The organism is Cupriavidus yeoncheonensis, from assembly GCF_905397275.1.
Taxonomy (GTDB): Bacteria; Pseudomonadota; Gammaproteobacteria; order Burkholderiales; family Burkholderiaceae; genus Cupriavidus; species Cupriavidus yeoncheonensis.
The window spans coordinates 357363-375994 of sequence record NZ_CAJPUY010000002.1; the positions used below are offsets into that span (position 1 = coordinate 357363).

Below are 18632 nucleotides of genomic sequence, written 5' to 3' on the forward strand. Positions count from 1 at the left end.
CCGCAAACGGCTTGTGCATGCGGCTTTCGGAAAAGCGTGCAAGAGCGGCGCGGACCTTGGCCGCACCAGTCCGCCGATTGCGGAGCGCCAGCCGCGCCAGTAGATTGGCGGACACGCTTGACGCTGCCAGGCTGTGCGACTGGCTGCGCGGCATGGCTGCCGGCATCGGTGCCGGCAGCCGCCACCACCCGAGAGGAGACTTCATGCGCATTCACCCCCAAGCCATCGCCGCGCGCACGCTGCTGCGCGCCGGCATGTTCGCCGCCGTCATGCTCACCAGCGCCGCGGCGCTCGCCCAGGCCACGCCGAGCGGAAACTGGAAGACCATTGACGACGCCACCGGCAAGCCGCGCGGCCTGGTGGAGATCACCGAGAAGAACGGCGTCTTCAGCGGCCGCCTGGTGAAGACCTTCGTCGACGGCGACGGCAAGCCGAAGGTGTGCGACAAATGCACCGACGCGCGCAAGGACCAGCCCATCATCGGCATGACCATCCTCTCCGGCTTGCGCAAGACCGGCGACAACGAATGGAGCGGCGGCGAGATCCTCGACCCCGAGAACGGCAAGGTCTACAAGAGCAAGATGTCGCTGTCCGACGATGGCAACAAGCTCAACGTGCGCGGCTTCATCGGCATCAGCCTGCTGGGCCGCACGCAGACCTGGGAGCGCGAGCACTGATGCTTAGTGGTCGGCGCGATGGCAGTGTGTGGACAGGACATTGCAGCGCGTCAGGGTTTCTCCGCATCATCGATGCGGGCACGACGCCCGCTATCGCGCCTTGCGAGAAAGCACCGCAAGGCGCACGTCAAGCGAACTGACGGCCAGTCCCGGTAACATGGTCCGGCATCCGCGGCAGAGGCGAGCGCTGTTGCGCCGCGGATCGATCCAACAGATCCAGCCGGAGACGACCATGCGACAGATCCCCGCCAGCCGCGCGCTGGCCCTTGCCTTGCCATCTCTTGCCGCGGCTGCGGCCCTCACCGTTGCCACCGTTCCTCTGCAAGCGCACGCGGCCGATGCATGGCCCGGCCACGTCATCAAGTTCGTGGTGCCGTTCACCGCAGGCGGTGCCAACGACCTGGTGGCGCGTGCCGCGGCCGACGCCGTCAGCAAGCGCCTGGGCCAGCCTGTCGTGATCGAGAACCATCCCGGCGCGGGCGGCGTGGTCGGCGCCGACTTTGTGGCCAAGAGCAAACCCGATGGCTACACCTTTCTCGTCGGCGCGGTCGGCACCGTGACCAACAGCCTGATCCGCACGAAGATGCCTTACGCAGCGGACGACCTGGTGCCCGTGTCGCTGATCGCGGTGAGCCCGTCGGTGATCGTGGCTTCGCCGTCTCTGCCGGCGAACAATCTCAAGGAGCTGATCGACTACTCGAAGAAGCAAAGCGGCGGCGTCAACTTCGCCACGGCGGGCAGCGGCAGCACGCCACACTTCGTCGAGGAGATGCTCAAGGAGAAAGGTGCGTCGCTGACGCCGGTGCCATACAAGAGCGGTTCGGAGAGCATCACCGCGGTGATGGGCGGCCAGGTCGCCGCGACGTCCGAAGCGAGCGTGGTAGTGCTGCCGCATATCAAGGCGGGCAAGCTCAAGGCGCTCGGCGCAACATGGGACAAGCGCATGAGCGCCGCGCCGAACATTCCCACCACGGCTGAACAGGGCATGCCTGAAGTCCGCATCGGACACTGGGCCGGCATCTTTGCACCCAAGGGCACCGACCCCGCCATCCTGAAGAAGCTCAATGCGGAAATGACGGCGGCCATGCAGACGCAGGAGACACGCGAACGCCTGCTGCCAAATGGCATCGAGCCGGCCGGTGGTTCGCGGGAGAGCTTTGTCGCCTTCATCAAGTCCGAACGCGAGCGGCTGGGCCGGATTGCAAAGAAAGCCAATATGAGCGCCGACTGAGAAATATTTTCAAACTGACCAGCCGGTTATTTTCGCCAATGTATTGAGGCGGCCCTTCTTGCGAAGGGCCGTTTTCTTTTCCGCACCCAGTCCTTGGGGCCAGAGCAGTCTTGCGCAGCGCTAGTTATGGCGTTTTACGCACTTACTTCGCTCTTATTGTTTTCTATTAGAGACATGCGTATGTGGCAAACAATGTCTGTGTCTTGTTCGCAACGTCAATTGCAACGCAAATCATTCGCATTTATATTCGCCGAGCCAAAATCATCGCCCCCATGACCGCATCGTCGATTCCCGTGCATTCGCGCTGGCGGCGGCGCCGGCCGGGTCCGGGGCGAACAAGAGACACACGCTAATGAACCGCCGCTCCCAACGTACCCCCATCGCAACCGCGCTGATCGCGCTGTTTGCCGCGCCCGCTGCATCGCTTGCCCAGCAGGCACCCGCCACACCCGTGCAGCAGTCCGCGGCACCCGCCACGACGCTGCAGGAGGTGGTCGTCAATGGCGCGGCCTCGCGCGACGATTTCAACGCGGGCAAGAGCTCCATCAGCAAGCTGCCTGAAGACCTGCACGACGTGCCGCAATCGGTCACGATCGTGAACAAGGCCCTGATGGAATCGCAGGGGGTAAGTTCGCTGGCCGATGCGCTGCGCAATGTGCCGGGCATCACCATCGGCGGCGCCGAAGGCGGGCAGATCGGCAACAACATCAACCTGAACGGCTTCTCGGCCCGCACCGATATCTACCTGGACGGCTTCCGCGATCGCGGCCAGTACTACCGCGATACCTTTGCGCTCGATTCCGTCGAAGTGCTGATGGGCCCGTCGTCGATGCTGTTCGGCCGCGGCTCCACCGGCGGCGTGATCAACCAGGCCACCAAGAAGCCGCAGATGAAGGCGGCCACCGAAGTGACGGGCTCGGTCACCACCAATGGTCTGGTGCGCGCCACGGCCGACTACAACACGCCCACGGGCGATACCTCGGCCTTCCGCATCTCGGCCATGGCGCAGGACGGGCGGCCCAGCACGCGTGACGAGATGACGGTGCAGGATTTCGGCATTGCGCCGTCGTGGCGGTTCGGCATCGGCACGCCCACGGAAATCACCCTGTCGGCGCTGCTGCAGCACAACCACGACATGCCGGACTATGGCTTCTCGAACCTGAACGGCCATCCGACCAATGTCGACCGCAACACCTTCTACGGCTTCACCGACGACCGCACCAACCAGGACGTCGCCTCGCTGAGCGCCGGCATCACGCACAAGTTCTCGCCCAACCTGCGCCTGCGCAACCAGACGCAGTTCAACTACGTGGAAACCGACGCGCGGGAAACGGCGCCGAACTCGGTCGGCTCGGTCAGTGCACGCGGCTTCACGCCGCTGACCACCAGTACCCTGCCGCTGGACCAGCTGTTCGTGCGCCTGCAGAGCCACGACCGCAAGATCCGCGACTATTCGATCTTCAACCAGACCGAGCTGACGGCCAACTTCGACACCGGCTCCGTCAAGCACACGCTGCTCATGGGCGCGGAGATTGGCCATGACGGCTACAACAACCAGAACTACTACCGCAACGGCAGCTGCAACGGCGTCGCGCTGAACCCGGCCGCGACCTCGACCGCGGCCGCCGGCACGTCGGGCTTCGTCGCCTGCGAGCCGCTGGTCAACCCGACCTACACGGCATCGCCGGCCAACGTGCCGACCAGCACCGGCAACCTGCAAGGCGGCTCGGCCAACACCCTCGCCGCCTACCTGAACGATTCGATCGAGTTCACCAAGCAATGGAAGGCCGTCGCAGGCTTGCGCTACGACCGCTACATCGCCAGCATCAGCAATTCGATCAACTCGACGAACACGCTGGGCAATACCGCGCTGGCCAGCGCCGACCAGACCGTCAACTACACCAGCGTGCGCCTGGGTGGCATCTGGCAGCCGACCGAAGCCCAGTCCTACTATGTGTCGTATGGCACGTCGTTCAACCCGTCGCTGGAGCAGCTGGTCGGCACCGTCGGCCAGCAGAGCCTGGACCCGGAGAAGAACAAGTCGTATGAAGTGGGCGGCAAGTGGGACCTGATGGGCGGCGACCTGTCGCTGACCTCGGCGGTGTTCCAGATCACCAAGGACAATGCCCGCAGCCAGATCGACGCCACCACCTACGCGCTGTCCGGCAAGATCCGCGTGAAGGGTTTCCGCGCCGGCGCCACGGGACATATCACCAACAAGTGGCAGGTGTTCGCAGGCTATACCTACCTGGACGGCGAGATCATCAACGGCATCGCCACCGGCACGACCGGCAAGGTGCCCACCAACACCCCCAAGCACACCGCCACGGCCTGGACCAGCTACACCTTCCTGCCCAACTGGGAGGTCGGCGGCGGCGCCTTCTATATGTCGGAGCGCTTTGCCAACAACACCAATACGGTCCAGGTGGGCAGCTTCGTGCGCTGGGATGGCATGCTGGCCTACCACCAGCCGAAGTACGATGTGCGCCTGAACCTGTTCAACATCTTCGACAAGAAGTATTACGATGCGCTGATCCAGTCCGACGGCGGACGCTCGGTGCCGGGCACCGGCCGCACCGCCATGCTGTCGTTCACCTATCGCATGTAAGCCCGCAAGGAAAGCCGCCATGCTGGTCGTCATCCCCCAGGTCCTCAACGCCGAACAGGTCGGCGCCGTGCGCGAACGGCTGGAACAGGCGGGCGATGCCTGGGTCGACGGCCGCGTCACGGCCGGCTACTCGGGCGCGCCGGTCAAGTTCAACCAGCAGATCGACGAACGCTCGGACGTGGCGCTGGAGTGCCAGCGCCTGATCCTTGGCATGCTCGAGCGCAACCCGCGCTTCATCAGCGCCGCGCTGCCCAATATCGTCTATCCGCCGATGTTCAACCGCTACAGCGAGGGCATGACGTTCGGCGCCCATGTGGACGGCAGCGTACGCATCCATCCGCACGACGGGCGCAAGCTGCGCACCGACATCTCGGCCACGCTGTTCCTGTCGCCGCGCGACAGCTATGACGGCGGCGAGCTGCAGGTGCAGGACACCTACGGCATGCACGCGGTCAAGCTCGAGGCTGGCGACATGGTGGTCTACCCGGCCACCAGCCTGCACCAGGTCACGCCGATCACGCGCGGCACGCGCGTAGCCAGCTTCTTCTGGATCCAGAGCCTGGTGCGCGACGACACCCAGCGCGCGCTGCTGTTCGACATGGATAACGCCATCCAGCGCCTGAACCAGACCGGCGCCGATGAAGACGCGCGTCGGACCCTGGTGGGCTGCTACCACAACCTGCTGAGGCAGTGGAGCGAGACCTGAGCCGGTTCAATGCCGTGACAGAAGGAAAAAAGGCCGGGCGGTTACACACCGCCCGGCCTTTTTGCTGGCTGCCGGTTTCCGTACTGCCTTACATCCGGTAGCGGATCGTCGCCATGACGCTGCGCGGTGCGCCCGGCATATTCAGGTTGGGATTGGTACCGTGCGCCGAGACGATGTAGCTCTTGTCGAACAGGTTGTACAGGTTCAACTGGGCCTCGAAGGCGCCGCGGCGATACCAGGCCATCATGTCGGCCGTGACATAGCCGGGCAGCGTCACGGTATTGGCCGGATCGGCGTAGCGCGCGCCCACCATGTTCAGGCCGGCGCCCACGCCAAAGCCATAGCCCAGGCTCTTGGTCAGCCAGACGTTGCCCGAATGCTTGGGCGTGATCGTGGCGCGCTTGCCCTGGAACGCCGCCGACGACTTGGTCACTTCGGTGTCCAGGTAGGCGTAGCCGGCGAGGAAGCGCCAGCCGCCACCGAGCTCGGCCGCGCCCGAGAGCTCCACGCCGTCGGTGCGCTGCTCGCCGATCGGGATCAGCGCCGTGGCGGTGGCGTTGGCCACTTTCATATTGGTGCGCTCCAGGCGGAAGACCGAGACCGTGGCGCTGGCCTTGCCGTCCAGGAAATCGTACTTGGCCCCGACTTCGGTGTTGTTGGTGGTCTCGGGCGCCAGTTGCGTGTTGTTGGCCGCGAGCGCGAACGCCTCGCCTGACGGCTGGAACGACTTGCTCCACGACACGTAGTAGGACTGTGCCTTCGTCGGCTGCCAGACCAGGCCGGCGCGCGGACTCCACGCGTTGTCGGTGCGCGACAGGTTCGGCTGGCCGGCGATGTTCTGGCGGGTCTCCTGCTCGAAGCGGTCGTAGCGCAGGCCCACCAGTGCCTTCCATTGCTCGCTGAGGGTCAGCATGTCCTGCGTGTAGAACGCCAGGGTATTGAAGACGCCCAGGTTGTTGGTAGCCGGCGTGCCCGGCGCCAGGCGCGCCAGCGTGGGCAGCACCGGATTGAACAGGTCGAAGTTCGCTACCTGCCCGTTGGCACCTAGCACGGGCCTGGTGTTGTTGACCTGGTTCTTGTTCTGCTGGCCGATCTCCACGCCGTACAGCAGCTCGTGCTGCATGCTGAGGATGCTGGCCTTCTGCGTCAGGTCGGTCTGGTTGAACCAGCCATGCTCCTCGCGGCCGACATTGCCGTGGTTCATGGTGAAGGTCTGGGCCGCCTCGTTGACCGTACTGGTCAGCGTGTTGTTGCGGTCCAGCGAATAGTGGTAATAGCGCGTGGCATTGCGGATCGACCAGTTGTCGTTGAAGCGGTGGTTGATCGTCGCCGTGCCCGAGTACACGCGCGACTGCGAGTAGTCGGCATCGCGCGCGTTGGCCGCGCCGTAGTAGCGCGAGGCCGGCACGTCGACCGGACGGCCCTTGTAGGCCGGGATGCCGAAGTCCGTCACGCGGCGGTCCTCGAGATAGTCGGCCTGCAGCAGCACGGTGGTCTCGGGCGCGATTCGCAGTTCGAGCGACGGCGCAATGGCCTTGCGATCGAGGAACTGCTGCGAGCGGTAGCTGTTGGCCTTCTCCACGGCCCCGGTCACGCGGAATGCGGCGGCACCATCGGCGAACACGCGGCCGACGTCAGCCTCGGCGCGGCGGTCGGCCCACATGCCGTAGCTGAGCGCGAAGTCGGTTACGTCGATGCCCGGCTTCTTGGTCACGCGGTTGATCAGGCCGCCCGAGGAGCCGCGGCCGTAGAGCACCGCCGCCGGCCCCTTGATGACTTCGACCCGGTCTACGTTGGACAGGTCGCGGAAATACAGCGCATCGTCGCGGATGCCGTCGACGAACTGGTCGGCAATCGCGGTAAAGCCGCGGATCGACACCTGGTCACGCTGGCCGTCGCCGGTGGAGAACGACACCCCCGGCACGTTCTTCAGGGCATCCTGCATCGAGGTGGCGTGCTGGTCGCGCATGACATCGGCCGTGACCACGTTGACCGTTTGCGGGACGTCGCGCAGCGGCGCCTCGGTCTTGGTGGCGCTGACCGTCTTGGACGGGTTATAGCCGCTCCCCAGGTCCTGGCTGGCGTCGGCCCTGACCGTGACCTCGGGAAGGCTCTGCTGAGGCGCCGCAGCAGCACCGGCCTCCTGGGCATGGACGATGCCGGCCAGCATGGGCTGGCAGGCGAATACCGTCAGAACGGCGCGGTGTACCGGATGCAGTTTAAGGCTCATTTCCCTGTAATTTTTTGTAATGCTATCGACAAAATGCGACGCATTATCATTTACAGGGAGGAATAGGTCAAATTTGCGGACAAATATCCGCATTTGCCTTGCGGACAAGGAACGTGTTACGTCACATTCGGATCAGGCGCCCGCGACTTCTCACCCGAACTGTTCTGCCAGCGCGTGGCGCGCCGCGGCGATGAAATCCGGTTCGCCGCGCCTGGCCGGCAACAGGAAAAATTCCGCTTCCGGCAGGGCTGGCAGGCCGAGCCTGCGCTGGCCGGCGGCATCCAGCGGCGCCACTCCCGGGCCAATCGCCGACGCATTGAGGCAGGAAAGGCCAAGCCCCGCGGCCAGTGCCAGGTGCAATCCGGCCACGCCCGACGCCGAGTGCGCGATCTCGAAGTGACGATGCTTGCGCACCAGCAGCTTCACCACGAACTGGTGCAGCGAGCAGGAGTCGGGCAACAGCACGAGCGGCAGCACCGGCGGCAGGTTGCCGGCCTCCCCTTGCGCAGTCACCCATGACAGCGACTCGCGCCGCAGCAGTGTCCCGCGCCGTGCCGCCGCCTGGCCGCGCGTGCCGACGATACGCATGCTCAGGCCGATATCGAAGGCGTCCATGTCCGCCGTGGCGTCGATCACGGCGCTCTTCATCACCGTGACGTGCAGGCGCAGCAGCGGGTGGCGCTCGCGCAGGCGGCGCAGCATGCCGGCGATCTCCGCCGGCCGGAAGTAATCGGTCACCGCGAGCCGCAACTCCCCTTCCAGCACGCGGCCGCGCAGCTCCTGCAGCGCCATGTCGTTAAGGGCCAGGATGCGCCGCGCATGCTCCAGCAGCCGCGTCCCCGCCGGCGTCGGCGCCGCGCCTTTCCGGCCGCGCGTGAGCAGCGGCACGCCGGCGCGCTCCTCCAGTTTGCGCAACTGCTCGCTGACGGAAGACTGCGACAGGAACAGCCGGGGCGCGGCCGCGGACAGGCTGCCGCTGTCGGCTACCGTGACGAAGGTGCGCAACTGGTCGGTGTCGAATCCGCGCATGGCAATCCCCCGATTCCTGATGATCCTGTTGATTCGGAGAATCCGATGGTTCATATCGGAACTTCCCGCTTTTCCGATATTACACCGTCACCTACCATGACATCACCGACGCAAACAGGAGCCCAGCCATGCCCCACATCAACCTGCAGATCTCCGGCCAGCCCGACGCCGCCCTCACCCGCCGCAGCGCCGCCGCGGTGGCCGAACTCACGCAGCTCGTGCTCGGCAAGAAACCCGACGTCATCGCCATCGCGGTCCAGTACGTGCCGCGCGAGCAGTGGATCATCGGCGGCGAGCCGCTGTCCGAAACCGGGCGCAATGCCTTCCATCTCGATATCAGCGTGACCGATGAAACCAATACCAAGGCGGAGAAGGCCGCGTACCTGAAAGCCGTGTTCGAAGCCCTGTCCGAGCTGATCGGCAATGTGCATCCGGTCTCGTATATCCACGTGATCGATGCGCGTGCCGCGGCCTATGGGTATGGCGGGCTGACGCAGGAGTACCGGCATCAGCATGGCTGAGTGAACACAGCGGCGAGCCGGGCCCGCTCTCCCATGCATGGGAGAGCGGAGAAACCAATGCGGAAGCATGCCCCACGAGCCACGTACAGGCTGACGGGACAATTCCCCCCTTAATCCCGCTCCCTGCTTCTTGTAGATTGATGGCTTGTCAACCAGTGTGAGCGTGTGCCGTCAGCCGCACCACCCGCCACAAGGAATAGCCACCATGAAACATGTCACCCTGCCCGATGGCGAGCGCGTGCCCGCGCTTGGCATGGGAACGTGGAATATGGGCGAACACCCCGCCGCGCGTGCCGAGGAGATCGCCACGCTGCGGCTGGGCCTGGACCTGGGGCTGAGCCTGATCGATACCGCCGAAATGTATGGCGAGGGCCAGTCCGAAGAGATGATCGGCGAGGCCATCGCCGGCCGGCGCGACGAGGTCTTCCTGGTCAGCAAGGTCTACCCGCACAACGCCAGCCGGCGCGGCACCGTGGCCGCGTGCGAACGCAGCCTGCGCCGCCTTGGCACCGACCGCATCGACCTCTACCTGCTGCACTGGCGCGGCGGCATCGCGCTGGAGGAAACCGTGCAGGCGCTGCAAGGCCTGCAGCGCGACGGCAAGATCCGCCACTATGGCGTGAGCAACCTTGACCTGTCCGATATGGAGGAGTTGTGGGCCGTTCCCGGCGGCGACCAGGTTGCGGTCAACCAGCTGCTCTACAACCTGACCCGCCGTGGCATCGAATGGGACCTGCTGCCCTGGATGCACGCGCGTGGCGTGCCGGCGATGGCCTACTCGCCGATCGAGCAGGCGCGGCTGGTGCGGCATCCGAAGCTGGTGCGCTTCGCGCAGGCCAACGGCATGACGCCGGTTCACGTCGCGCTGGCCTGGCTGCTTGCGCGCGACGACATCATCGCAATCCCGAAGACCGGACACCGCGAACGCCTGCGCGAGAACTTCGGCGCGCTGCAGCACCCGCTCACGCCGCAACAACTGCAGGAACTCGACCGCCTGTTCCCGCCGCCGGGCGGACCCGGGCCGCTGGAAATGCTGTAGCGGGCCGCCGGCCTTAGTGAGTGTTAATGCGTGTTATTGCGTGCGCGCGATATAGCGCTCGCGATCGACGTAGCGCGTCAGGTAGGCGCGCGCCTTCTCGCGCGTGTCGGTGGTGACGCGGTCGGCCGCCTGGCGAGCGCCGGACTTGCCGTGCGAGGACACCATCTGGCCACCGAGATAGGTGCCGAAGGCATCGTGCATGGCCTTCAGTTCGCCGTTGCACGCAGCCAGCGCCGAGGACACCACGTCTTTGGTCTGCGCCTTGCCGGACACACCTGCGTCGGCCTGGTGCTGCACGCAATCCATGTAGCGGGCACGCAGCGCCTGCCAGCCGTTGTCGGCGTTCGTGCCCGCGCTGGCGGCATTGGTGGCGTTGGCGGCCTCGCCCGCATCGGGCGCGGGCGGTTGCGACCCGCAGGCACCGAGCAGCGCGGCGAGCAGCAGGATGGAAAGCTTGGGGGCATGGAGGATCGTCTTCATGCGTCGGGACTGTACCGCAGCGTGCGCATCCTCGCCGCGCCAAAGTCGACCATACGCCACAACATTAACAAATGGAAACGACTTCAACGTGTTGCATACGGTCCGCGATTGGTCCGCAAGCGGCCGGGCACTATGCTTCAAAGAACACAAACAAGCAGAAGGAGATCCCATGAAGCGCCGCTCATTCCTCCAAACTGGTGCGGGTCTTGTCCTGGGCAGCCTGTCGCTGGTTGCCTGCACCACCACGGGCCCCGAGGCGAAAAGTGACAAGGCCGCGCAGCGCCGCGAACTGGATTCCGGCGTGGATGGCACGCTCAGCCGTCTCTACAGCACCGTCAATGGCTCGCGTGACCTGGCGAACAAGGCGCGCGGCATCCTGGTCTTCCCCAAGACACTGACGGCGGGCTTCGTCGTCGGCGGCGAGTATGGCGATGGCGCGCTGCGCTCGGGCGGTGCCACGCGCGGCTACTACCGCCTGATCGCGGGCTCCGTCGGCTGGCAGATCGGCGCGCAGTCCAAGTCCATCATCCTGATGTTCCTGACGCAGGACGCCTACGAGAAGTTCGTGCGCAGCAACGGCTGGACCGCCGGCGTTGACGCCACCGTGGCACTGGCAACCGTTGGCGCCAACGGCGTGCTGGACACCAACACGGCGCAGCATCCGATCGTCGGTTTTGTCATGACCAATGCCGGCCTGATGGCCGGACTGAGCCTCGAAGGCAGCAAGATCACCAAGCTCGATCTGTAGCGCGCCACCACGTGGTGCCGCCGTTTTTTCCGGCGGCACCGCGGCGACCGGATAGAATTCGTCCCTTTGGCCGAATTCCTCCCATGTGGTTCAAGAACCTGCAGCTCCACCGTTTTTCCGCTCCATGGTCACCCGGCGCCGACGAAGTCGAAGCCAGCCTGGCCAAACACGCCTTCTTCCCCGGCACCAGCCTTGAAATGCAGACGCAGGGCTGGGCCTCGCCGCGCGACAACGGCCAGCTGGTCCACACCGTGGGCCGCCAGATGCTCCTGACGCTGCGCACCGAGAAGAAGCTGCTGCCCGCCACCGTGGTCAACCAGGTGACCAAGGCGCGCGCCGCCGAGATCGAGGAGCAGCAGGGCTACAAGCCCGGCCGCAAGCAAATGAAGGAACTGAAGGAGCAGGTCACCGAAGAACTGCTGCCGCGGGCCTTCAGCATCCGCCGCGACACGCGCGTGTGGATCGACCCCGACAACGGCTGGCTGGCCATCGACGCCGCCGGCGCGGCCAAGGCCGATGAAGTGCGCGGCATGCTGTTCAAGGCACTCGACCCGCTGCCGCTCGCGAACCTGCACGTGAACCAGTCGCCGGTGGCCGCCATGACCGACTGGCTGGCCACCGACACCGCGCCCGCCTGCTTCACGGTGGACCAGGAGATCGAGCTCCAGTCCGGCGCCGAAAGCAAGGCCACCGTGCGCTACGTGCGCCATCCGCTCGATGCCGAAGACCTGCGCCGCCATATCTCCGGCGGCAAGCGCTGCACGCGCCTGGCCATGACCTGGAACGACCGCGTGTCGTTCGTGCTGACCGATTCGCTGGCGATCAAGCGCGTGGCGCCGCTGGATGTGATCAAGGAACAGGCCGACAACACCGGCAGCGACGAAGACGAGCGTTTCGACGCCGATTTCGCGCTGATGGCCGGAGAACTGGCCGGCATGCTGGGCGACCTGACCGAGGCGCTCGGCGGCGAGCGCAAGGTCTGAGGCCAGCGCCACACGCTCTTGAAATCGTTCGACGGCCGCCTTGCGCGGCCGTTTTTTCTGCCCGGCCCCGCTAGCCTCAGTCGAGCCAGTTGACCGCCGGGAAGCGGCCGGCAAAACCGGCCGGCATCGGCATCACCTTCTTTTCGTGGTAGTCGAAGAACACGAAGCCCGACTTGGCCATGGCGATCAGCGCGCCGTCCTGCGGGCGCGTGATGCGGAAGATGATGTCGCCGCCGTACTTGTTGAAATCCATCACGCCGACCTCGAACAGCAGCTGGTCGCGCGCGTGCGCTTCATTGCGGTACATGGTGGCCAGGTCCGTGACGATGATGCCGAGACCCTCCACCCTGTCGCCCTCGCTGCCAAACTCGAAGAGGAAGCGGGCGCGCGCCTCGGAAATCATCGAGATCATCGAATCGTTGGCCAGGTGGTTGGCCGAGTTGATGTCGGTGACGCGCACGGTCAGGTGGGTCGAATAGCAGAACTGGTCGTCGGGAAAGTCGAGTTGAAGACGGGCCATGGCGGCATCGGGCAGAGTGGACAGGAAGCCACCGTCCGGCGTGCGCAAGGATCATTCAATCCCGGCAGGCTGGCGGCGAGGCGCCCATCATAGTCGATCCGGCCGGTTCGGCCAGCAGGTCTCAGGGGTCCGGCGTGCTCGAACACATAGGTGATGCGGTCCGTGCGAATACGCGCACGCCGGACGGCACCACCTCGACCTTCGGCAGCCGGATTCATCATGGCTTGGGTCTGCGGCGCGAACGGCACCAAGGTGATCGGGGAGCGTCCGCCATATTGCATACAATTTTGGAATACAATAACCATCCTTGAACCGTAGTGAGCCGGCATACCCCGGACAGGAGGAGACCATGACATCCCGCGAAACCAGCCCGATCACGCAGCACGTTGCCGCCCTGGAGCCCATTGAGAATTACCTGAAAGGTCATGCGACCGGCAAGGGCGAGTACATCCGCAAGGCGTTCCACCCGGACGCGCGCATCATCTCCTTCCGCGACGGCGTCCATTACAGCCTGACCGTCGAGGAATTCATCTCCGCACGGTTCCAGGGCGAGCCCGCCGCGGACGAGGCCCAGCGCAAGCGCTTCATCACGCAGTTCGATGTCACCGGCAACGCCGGCGCGGCCAAGGTAGTGCTGCAGTATCCGGGCGTGACGTTCACCGACTACTTCACGCTGCTGGAAATCAACGGCGTGTGGGGCATCGCCAACAAGACCTTCAGCGCAGCGACGCCGGCGTAAGCCAGGTAACAGTTGCCGGGCGCGTGCCGGCGGCGCGGGGCCCGGGCCGGGCAAGACGGGCCTTGAGTTCGGCGCGCTCGCTGAAGTGCGGCGCGGCCAGCCAGGCTCCGAGTTCGTCGCGCCAGTTCTCCCACGCGTTTTCGTCGAACTCGAATTCCTCGTCGAGCCGCCCGCCGTCGCGCAGGTAGAAGCCCGCCACGCAGGTGCCGTCCCAGTAGGCCACCGCCACTTCGGAGAAGTCGGCAGTGGTGCCGGCGGGCATGTCGCGCAGCAGCATCGCCAGGGTTGCCTTGAACGGTTTGAATTCGTCGGTGGGCATGGCGAACTCCGCTGAGAGGTGGAACGATGCCTCCAGCGTGCGCCTGTTCGCGTGGCCCGTCAATTTGCTGCGTGGCCTGCCCCACGGGCTGTCAATGCCTGGTGCGCAGCACGGTGTATTCACGGCGATCGCGCCACAACCGGCGATGCGGGCTTGCAGCTGACACATTCGTCGTCAAGAATGGGCAATGCCTCTCTTCCAACAGGAGTTGACGACCATGCCAGAAGCAAGCATCACCGCACATCTTCCGACGATGGACATCGAACTCGCGCGGCACAGCGTGCCCGAGGAGAATGCCGATGTCATTTCCGTACTGTTCCGCGCCACGCCTGCCTTCGCCGCCATGGAGCACTGGCTCGCGCAGTCCCCGCCGCTGCCGTTTGAAGACGTGGTCCAGTGGTGGGCGGACATGGTCCGCGCGACCTGGCAGCCATGGCTGGCGCTCAATCCCGCTCTGGCGCTGCTGCTTCCGCCTCAGGACTCGCGCGAATAGGCACGCGGCACCCGGGCTTTTGAGCTTGTTCCGGCACTCCGGCTGACCTAGACTGAATTCCGGCGTTCTGCGCCGTGCACCTGCGCGGCCGCCGCGCTGCCGGCGTTCCGTCGCAGGGCTGGCGTCATGCCGCGCCCTGCAAGGAGACAAGCGATGCTGCAAACCTCCATTTCCGAGCGGGCGCTGTCCCGCGGGCTGCTGGACGTCCTGATCCGCGCGGGGCTGGTCGCCACGCTGGTCATCTTCTGCTTCGAGATCTTCCACCCGTTCTTCGACCTGGTGGTGTGGGCGCTGATCCTGGCCGTCACGATCTATCCGCTGCAGGTGCGGATGCGCGGGCGCCTGGGCCTCAGCGAGGGGCACACCGCCACGCTGATCATCCTGTTTTCGATCGCGATCATCCTGGTGCCGGCGTACCTGCTGGGCCTCGCGGTGTTCGATTCGGTGGAGCACGCGATCGACGTCGTCAAGAGCGGAGACGTGCGCATCCCGCAGCCGCCCGACTCCGTGTCCGCGTGGCCGCTGGTGGGCCAGCAGCTTTACGGGTTCTGGCAGCAAGCCGCCACCGACCTGAGCGGCCTGCTGATGAAAGTCGCGCCGCAGCTGAAGGACTTCAGCGTCGTTCTGCTGGGCAAGCTCGCCGGGGTCGGCACCGGCCTGCTCATATTCGTGTTTGCGCTGATCATCGCCGGCATCATCATGGCCTATGGCGAACTGGGCACGCTCAGCGCGCAGCGCATTGCCTCGCGCATCGTCGGGCCGGACCGGGGCGTGCGCATCGTGGAACTGTGCACCGCGACCATCCGCGCCGTGGCGCAGGGCGTGGTGGGCATCGCCTTCATCCAGATGCTGCTGATCGGTGTCGCGTTCATCATGAAGGACATCCCCGGCGCCGGACTGCTGGCGCTGGCCGTGCTGCTGCTGGGCATCATGCAGTTGCCGGCCACGCTGATCACGATACCGGTCATCGTCTATGTCTTCGCCACGGAGGGCACCAGCGTCGCGACGATCGTGTTCTCGGTCTATGTGTTCGTGGCCGGCCTAGCCGACAACGTACTCAAGCCGCTGCTGCTCGGTCGCGGCGTGGACGTGCCGATGCCGGTGGTGCTCATCGGCGCGCTCGGCGGGATGGTCAGCGGCGGCATCATCGGGCTGTTCATCGGGCCGGTGATGCTGTCGGTCGGCTACCGCCTGTTCTGGCTGTGGGTCGACGACCCTGCCGCCGTCCCTGTCGAAACCGCGGAGCCCAAGCCGGCCGAGACGCTGTCGCCAGCGCCTCCGCGCGTGAGCTGAAAGACACCGCCGGAAAGCTGCCCGATCAGCGTTCCGTCCCCTGGCGGGCCAGCAGATCCGCCATGTCGTCGGCGTGCTCTTCCTCCACGGCCAGGATCTCTTCCATCATGCGGCGCGACGTGGGATCGCGGTCGCCGAGGAACTTGATGATCTCGCGGTAGCTGTCGATCGCAATGCGCTCGGCAACCAGGTCTTCGCGGATCATCTCGGTCAGCGTCTTGCCTTCGACATACTCGGCGTGGGAGCGGCTCGTAAGGCCATCCGGCGCAAAGTCGGGTTCGCCGCCGAGCTGCACGATGCGCTCGGCAATCTGGTCGGCATGGCCCTGCTCCTCGTTCGAATGCGCGAGGAATTCCTCCGCCACGCTTTTCGAGTTCGGACCCTTGGCCATGAAATAGTGGCGGCGATAGCGCAGCACGCAGACCAGTTCGGTGGCCAGCGCATCATTGAGCAGCCGGATCACGGTATCGCGCTCCGCCGCATAGCCGGCCGTCACCGCGCCATCGTCGATATGCTTGCGCGCACGTTCGCGCAGCGTCTTTACATCTGTGAGGAAGGGTGTTGTCGTCATCACGGGCTCCTGTACGGACGGCGCGCAAGGGGACGCGCACGCCGGGGTGGGATGGCACTGTGACGCGAAAAACATGCCAGCCGGCGAAGCTCCCGCCATCGAGGCCTCGGCGGGGATGCGACGGCACCGCCGCTGCGCAGCATGCAAAAAATGCACGGTGTGCGACGGACCGGGTGACAAGGAATTGCAAATTGCTGCGAGTGGTCGCGGACGATTCCCGTGTAACAGCGATTTCGTCGCTATCCAGGCACGCCGCCCGTCCTCAAGCCCCCGCCATTTCCATCAGCCGGCAGACCGTTCTCCAGTTCCGGGCCGTCATCGCGACGCCGAGCAGTCGTTCACTGTTCGCGGCAAGCTTCGATGTTCCGACACCTTTCGGAGCATGCAGATAGAACACCTTGCCATCCAGGTGAAAGCGTTCGGACTCCAGCTTGAGAGCAGCGAGGCGCTCCATGTCGGGACGCGCGGGCGCCTCGGCGAGGAACCCGACCTGCAGGCGGCTCGCGTCGCTTTCGGCATCGGGAAATGGATTCCGCTCGATCGCCCGGCGCAGGTCATTCTGCGACAGCAGCAGCGACGCGGGCAGAAAGCCACGACTGCGCTTGACGCGACGGCCCAGATCGGATGCGATGCGGTCCGCTGCCTCCTTGCCGGCCTGGAACACCACGTTGCCGCTCTGGATGTAGGTTCCGACCTCCACCGCCCCCAGGTCCTCCAGGATCGAAACCAGCTCTTTCATCGGCAAGGCGTTCTTGCCGCCGACGTTGATGCCTCTCAGCAGGAGGATGTAGTGCTTCATTGACGGCGTCCCGGCGATAAGGCGCTACCTGGCGCCGCGTTTCGACTCGGCCTTGCCCAGGCCCCTTGCCATCGCGCCAGAGCCGGCGGCCTTGACCAGCTTGCGGAAGGTCGGACACTCGGCATGACTCGGCGCCGGGCATTCCGCCGCATGCCGCAAGCCGTGGCTCATCGCCCGAAGCCGCTGGATCAGCGCGTCGATCTCATCAGCCTTGTCCCGCAGCAACTGCCGGTCGATCTGTGGCTGGCCATCGGGCGAGAACATGGAACGGATCTCGTCCAGCGAGAGCCCCGCCGCTTGCCCGAGCGCGATCAATGCCAGCTGATCCACCACGCCATCGGCAAACCTGCGCCGGGCGCCTTGCGGGCCCAGTGACACGATGAGCCCCTTCTTCTCGTAGTAGCGCAGTGTCGACGCCGGCACGCCCGTGCGCCTGGCGACTTCGGAGATGTCCATGAGATGGCCCTTGACTTGAAGTTGACTTCAACTTCTATAGTGGCCACACCGTTTCCGCAAGTCAACCGCAAGAGGCTCTCATGACACGCCTGCCTGAAATCGCCACGATCATCGCCATCGGGATCGGCGCCACCGTCCTGATGGACGTCTGGCTGACGTTCCTCAAGCGCATGGGCGTGCCGACGCTCAATTTCGCATACATTGGCCGGTGGGTCGGACACCTCTTTCATGGCACGTTCGCGCATGCGTCGATCGGGCAGGCATCCCCGATTCCCGGCGAACGTGCGCTGGGCTGGCTCACGCACTATGCGACCGGCATCGCCTTCGCAGGGTTGCTCATAGCGATCCACGGGATGGAGTGGGCACAGAGCCCAACCGTGTTGCCGGCCGTCCTTGTCGGCATGGCCACCGTCGCGGCGCCGCTGTTCGTCATGCAGCCGGCGATGGGTTCCGGCTTCGCCGCCTCGCGCACGCCGACGCCGCTCAGGAACTGCATGCGCAGCTTCGCCAACCACACCGTCTTTGGCTTTGGCCTGTACCTGTCCGCGCTCGTCATCGCATGTCTAGCGCAATGAACGCCACATTTCCCAAAGCCAGGCCAAACACCACCGGAGGGATCCCATGAAAAGGCTAGCCGTCATTTATCACAGCGCCCACGGCCACACCGCGCACATTGCCGCGCGTGTGCGGGAAGGCGCAGCGAGCGTCGCCGATACCGAAGCCCGGCTGCTCAAGGCCACGGACCTGGCAGAGGCCCCGGAGGAACTGCTCGGGTACGACGCCTACATCCTCGGCTCGCCGACCTACCTCGGCGGAGTCTCCGGCACCTTCAAGACCTTCATGGATGCCACGGGGCGCCTGTGGCGAACGCAGCAACTCAAGGGGAAGCTCGCTGCCGGCTTCACCGTGTCGTCGCTGCCTGCAGGCGACAAGCAGTCGACGCTGATGTCGATCTTCGTGTTCTCCATGCAGCACGGGATGCTGTGGGTCGGCAACCCGATCCTGCCCGAGCAGCACGCCGGCGTTCCCTATGACGAGGCCGCCAACCGGCTGGGATCTTGGTCGGGCCTGATGGCCCAGTCCGGGCACTCGGCGGCGGCGGACGCGTTCGCGCCCGGCGATGTGAAGACCGCCAGGATGTTCGGCAGGAACTTCGCCGAGACGCTGCATCGCGTCCGCTGAAATGCTCG

21 protein-coding genes are annotated in these 18632 nt (G+C 65.4%); 13 read left to right on the forward strand and 8 right to left on the reverse strand.

Going from position 1 to position 18632, the window contains the following annotated elements:
• The first annotated feature begins 203 nt into the window (after positions 1-203).
• The 4 genes from KHO22_RS03910 (at position 204) to KHO22_RS03925 (ending at position 5222) form a co-directional block, all read left to right on the forward strand.
• Positions 204-677: a DUF2147 domain-containing protein gene (locus KHO22_RS03910; RefSeq protein ID WP_211945786.1), complete on the forward strand. Its 474-nt coding sequence runs from the start codon at positions 204-206 to the stop codon at positions 675-677.
• Between the two features lie 232 nt (positions 678-909).
• Positions 910-1908: a Bug family tripartite tricarboxylate transporter substrate binding protein gene (locus KHO22_RS03915; protein ID WP_211945787.1), complete on the forward strand. Its 999-nt coding sequence runs from the start codon at positions 910-912 to the stop codon at positions 1906-1908.
• 352 nt (positions 1909-2260) lie between these two features.
• Positions 2261-4516 carry a TonB-dependent receptor gene (locus KHO22_RS03920; RefSeq protein ID WP_211945788.1) on the forward strand — a complete coding sequence of 752 codons (2256 nt, stop codon included), beginning with the start codon at positions 2261-2263 and terminating at the stop codon, positions 4514-4516.
• A gap of 19 nt (positions 4517-4535) precedes the next feature.
• Positions 4536-5222: a Fe2+-dependent dioxygenase gene (locus tag KHO22_RS03925; RefSeq protein WP_211945789.1), complete on the forward strand. Its 687-nt coding sequence runs from the start codon at positions 4536-4538 to the stop codon at positions 5220-5222.
• Between the two features lie 88 nt (positions 5223-5310).
• Here the strand turns inward: KHO22_RS03925 and KHO22_RS03930 are convergent, their stop codons facing one another.
• Positions 5311-7452 carry a TonB-dependent receptor gene (locus KHO22_RS03930; protein WP_211945790.1) on the reverse strand — a complete coding sequence of 714 codons (2142 nt, stop codon included), beginning with the start codon at positions 7450-7452 and terminating at the stop codon, positions 5311-5313.
• A gap of 150 nt (positions 7453-7602) precedes the next feature.
• Complete coding sequence (locus KHO22_RS03935) at positions 7603-8481, reverse strand: LysR family transcriptional regulator (protein WP_211945791.1); 879 nt, start codon at positions 8479-8481, stop codon at positions 7603-7605.
• A 128-nt stretch (positions 8482-8609) separates the two neighbouring features.
• On the opposite strand from KHO22_RS03935, the gene KHO22_RS03940 reads away from it, so the two are divergent.
• Positions 8610-9002, forward strand: coding sequence for a tautomerase family protein (locus tag KHO22_RS03940; RefSeq protein WP_211945792.1), 393 nt, complete (start codon positions 8610-8612; stop codon positions 9000-9002).
• Between the two features lie 205 nt (positions 9003-9207).
• On the forward strand, positions 9208-10041 hold the full coding sequence (locus KHO22_RS03945; RefSeq protein ID WP_211945793.1) for an aldo/keto reductase: 834 nt from the start codon (positions 9208-9210) through the stop codon (positions 10039-10041).
• Positions 10042-10074: 33 nt separating this feature from the next.
• Here KHO22_RS03945 and KHO22_RS03950 read toward each other — a convergent pair whose 3' ends face one another.
• The gene (locus tag KHO22_RS03950) at positions 10075-10521 is read right to left on the reverse strand and encodes a hypothetical protein (RefSeq protein ID WP_211945794.1); all 447 of its coding nucleotides are present in this window, start codon (positions 10519-10521) and stop codon (positions 10075-10077) included.
• 169 nt (positions 10522-10690) lie between these two features.
• Here KHO22_RS03950 and KHO22_RS03955 point away from each other — a divergent pair, with 169 nt between their 5' ends.
• Positions 10691-11269: a BPSL1445 family SYLF domain-containing lipoprotein gene (locus KHO22_RS03955; protein WP_211945795.1), complete on the forward strand. Its 579-nt coding sequence runs from the start codon at positions 10691-10693 to the stop codon at positions 11267-11269.
• An 83-nt stretch (positions 11270-11352) separates the two neighbouring features.
• Positions 11353-12252, forward strand: coding sequence for a recombination-associated protein RdgC (locus KHO22_RS03960; RefSeq protein ID WP_211945796.1), 900 nt, complete (start codon positions 11353-11355; stop codon positions 12250-12252).
• A 76-nt stretch (positions 12253-12328) separates the two neighbouring features.
• Here the strand turns inward: KHO22_RS03960 and KHO22_RS03965 are convergent, their stop codons facing one another.
• Entirely contained in the window at positions 12329-12772 is a 444-nt protein-coding gene (locus KHO22_RS03965; RefSeq protein WP_211945897.1) for a thioesterase family protein, read from the reverse strand.
• Positions 12773-13121: 349 nt separating this feature from the next.
• On the opposite strand from KHO22_RS03965, the gene KHO22_RS03970 reads away from it, so the two are divergent.
• Positions 13122-13511 carry a nuclear transport factor 2 family protein gene (locus KHO22_RS03970; protein ID WP_211945797.1) on the forward strand — a complete coding sequence of 130 codons (390 nt, stop codon included), beginning with the start codon at positions 13122-13124 and terminating at the stop codon, positions 13509-13511.
• Here KHO22_RS03970 and KHO22_RS03975 read toward each other — a convergent pair.
• Entirely contained in the window at positions 13489-13830 is a 342-nt protein-coding gene (locus KHO22_RS03975; RefSeq protein WP_230426735.1) for a hypothetical protein, read from the reverse strand. The two genes, KHO22_RS03970 and KHO22_RS03975, sit on opposite strands and share 23 nt — an antisense overlap.
• Positions 13831-14047: 217 nt before the next feature.
• Between KHO22_RS03975 and KHO22_RS03980 the strand changes: the two genes are divergently transcribed.
• Together KHO22_RS03980 and KHO22_RS03985 are read left to right on the forward strand one after the other, a co-directional pair.
• Entirely contained in the window at positions 14048-14323 is a 276-nt protein-coding gene (locus KHO22_RS03980; protein WP_211945798.1) for a hypothetical protein, read from the forward strand.
• Positions 14324-14476: 153 nt separating this feature from the next.
• Positions 14477-15616 carry an AI-2E family transporter gene (locus KHO22_RS03985; protein ID WP_211945799.1) on the forward strand — a complete coding sequence of 380 codons (1140 nt, stop codon included), beginning with the start codon at positions 14477-14479 and terminating at the stop codon, positions 15614-15616.
• Between the two features lie 25 nt (positions 15617-15641).
• On the opposite strand, the gene KHO22_RS03990 is transcribed toward KHO22_RS03985, so the two are convergent.
• From KHO22_RS03990 to KHO22_RS04000, 3 genes are all read right to left on the reverse strand, one after another.
• Complete coding sequence (locus tag KHO22_RS03990) at positions 15642-16187, reverse strand: ferritin-like domain-containing protein (protein ID WP_211945800.1); 546 nt, start codon at positions 16185-16187, stop codon at positions 15642-15644.
• Positions 16188-16449: 262 nt separating this feature from the next.
• Complete coding sequence (locus KHO22_RS03995; RefSeq protein ID WP_211945801.1) at positions 16450-16986, reverse strand: DUF1697 domain-containing protein; 537 nt, start codon at positions 16984-16986, stop codon at positions 16450-16452.
• A 24-nt stretch (positions 16987-17010) separates the two neighbouring features.
• The gene (locus tag KHO22_RS04000) at positions 17011-17442 is read right to left on the reverse strand and encodes a helix-turn-helix domain-containing protein (RefSeq protein WP_211945802.1); all 432 of its coding nucleotides are present in this window, start codon (positions 17440-17442) and stop codon (positions 17011-17013) included.
• 80 nt (positions 17443-17522) lie between these two features.
• Here KHO22_RS04000 and KHO22_RS04005 point away from each other — a divergent pair, with 80 nt between their 5' ends.
• Positions 17523-18017, forward strand: a complete 495-nt coding sequence (locus KHO22_RS04005; RefSeq protein ID WP_211945803.1) for a DUF2938 domain-containing protein — start codon at positions 17523-17525, stop codon at positions 18015-18017.
• A gap of 46 nt (positions 18018-18063) precedes the next feature.
• Complete coding sequence (locus KHO22_RS04010; protein ID WP_211945804.1) at positions 18064-18624, forward strand: flavodoxin family protein; 561 nt, start codon at positions 18064-18066, stop codon at positions 18622-18624.
• The last annotated feature ends 8 nt before the right edge of the window (positions 18625-18632 follow it).

Coding starts and splice junctions, on each gene's coding strand:
- KHO22_RS03910 (WP_211945786.1), top strand. CDS start 204: ATGCGCATTCACCCCCAAGCCATCGCCGCGCGCACGCTGCTGCGCGCC.
- KHO22_RS03915 (WP_211945787.1), top strand. CDS start 910: ATGCGACAGATCCCCGCCAGCCGCGCGCTGGCCCTTGCCTTGCCATCT.
- KHO22_RS03920 (WP_211945788.1), top strand. CDS start 2,261: ATGAACCGCCGCTCCCAACGTACCCCCATCGCAACCGCGCTGATCGCG.
- KHO22_RS03925 (WP_211945789.1), top strand. CDS start 4,536: ATGCTGGTCGTCATCCCCCAGGTCCTCAACGCCGAACAGGTCGGCGCC.
- KHO22_RS03930 (WP_211945790.1), bottom strand. CDS start 7,452: ATGAGCCTTAAACTGCATCCGGTACACCGCGCCGTTCTGACGGTATTC.
- KHO22_RS03935 (WP_211945791.1), bottom strand. CDS start 8,481: ATGCGCGGATTCGACACCGACCAGTTGCGCACCTTCGTCACGGTAGCC.
- KHO22_RS03940 (WP_211945792.1), top strand. CDS start 8,610: ATGCCCCACATCAACCTGCAGATCTCCGGCCAGCCCGACGCCGCCCTC.
- KHO22_RS03945 (WP_211945793.1), top strand. CDS start 9,208: ATGAAACATGTCACCCTGCCCGATGGCGAGCGCGTGCCCGCGCTTGGC.
- KHO22_RS03950 (WP_211945794.1), bottom strand. CDS start 10,521: ATGAAGACGATCCTCCATGCCCCCAAGCTTTCCATCCTGCTGCTCGCC.
- KHO22_RS03955 (WP_211945795.1), top strand. CDS start 10,691: ATGAAGCGCCGCTCATTCCTCCAAACTGGTGCGGGTCTTGTCCTGGGC.
- KHO22_RS03960 (WP_211945796.1), top strand. CDS start 11,353: ATGTGGTTCAAGAACCTGCAGCTCCACCGTTTTTCCGCTCCATGGTCA.
- KHO22_RS03965 (WP_211945897.1), bottom strand. CDS start 12,772: ATGGCCCGTCTTCAACTCGACTTTCCCGACGACCAGTTCTGCTATTCG.
- KHO22_RS03970 (WP_211945797.1), top strand. CDS start 13,122: ATGACATCCCGCGAAACCAGCCCGATCACGCAGCACGTTGCCGCCCTG.
- KHO22_RS03975 (WP_230426735.1), bottom strand. CDS start 13,830: ATGCCCACCGACGAATTCAAACCGTTCAAGGCAACCCTGGCGATGCTG.
- KHO22_RS03980 (WP_211945798.1), top strand. CDS start 14,048: ATGCCAGAAGCAAGCATCACCGCACATCTTCCGACGATGGACATCGAA.
- KHO22_RS03985 (WP_211945799.1), top strand. CDS start 14,477: ATGCTGCAAACCTCCATTTCCGAGCGGGCGCTGTCCCGCGGGCTGCTG.
- KHO22_RS03990 (WP_211945800.1), bottom strand. CDS start 16,187: ATGACGACAACACCCTTCCTCACAGATGTAAAGACGCTGCGCGAACGT.
- KHO22_RS03995 (WP_211945801.1), bottom strand. CDS start 16,986: ATGAAGCACTACATCCTCCTGCTGAGAGGCATCAACGTCGGCGGCAAG.
- KHO22_RS04000 (WP_211945802.1), bottom strand. CDS start 17,442: ATGGACATCTCCGAAGTCGCCAGGCGCACGGGCGTGCCGGCGTCGACA.
- KHO22_RS04005 (WP_211945803.1), top strand. CDS start 17,523: ATGACACGCCTGCCTGAAATCGCCACGATCATCGCCATCGGGATCGGC.
- KHO22_RS04010 (WP_211945804.1), top strand. CDS start 18,064: ATGAAAAGGCTAGCCGTCATTTATCACAGCGCCCACGGCCACACCGCG.